Annotated in this window: 1 protein-coding gene; it reads right to left on the bottom strand. The window is 47.6% G+C overall.

Annotation, left to right across the window (positions count from 1 at the left end):
• Positions 1-556, bottom strand: a 556-nt coding sequence (locus A3756_RS25215; RefSeq protein ID WP_304438940.1) for a sirohydrochlorin chelatase, incomplete at its 3' end; no start/stop codon positions are given.
• Positions 557-571 lie beyond the last annotated feature (15 nt).

Raw genomic sequence — 571 nt, forward strand, 5'->3', positions numbered from 1 at the left:
GGTAGGTTACCCCTGAGTAAACCGTATCAGCCCAGCCAAAACCCATATTCTCATTGACGATTCGAGTCAGTTTAGCCACTTCCGCGTTTGCCATGGTATCTGACGTTCCGCGCCCTACAACCACTAGCATAGTGTCATAAAGTTGATCTGGAGGGTTGTTGGAGTCTAGCCCGAGTGACTCATATATTCTTGCTTGAAACGCCTCGATCATCGCTTCGTGCAAGCCGAGTTCATTGCCGTAAGCGACTTTCACGTTCCCCTTTTTCTCTTCGAATGTCGTCAATACAGATGGAATGTCGTTCTTTGCGTGAGTTGCGGCAAACAACATTCCTGGAACCGCGTAGATCTCTTCGACACCTTGATCAATTAACGAGTTTAGACCCATATGAATGTTGGGTGCGGAGAACTCCAAAAAGCCATATTCGACAGGCATATCTGGAAATCGTTTTTTTAGTCCTGCTGCGACACGCCCAAATTCACGCTCTGCGCCTTTGTCTCGACTGCCATGGCCACAGACCATAATGCCACGTTTTACTTCCACTGATTGATCAGCCATATTGCCTCTCCATTT

The sequence above is a fragment of the Oleiphilus sp. HI0086 genome, assembly GCF_001635225.1.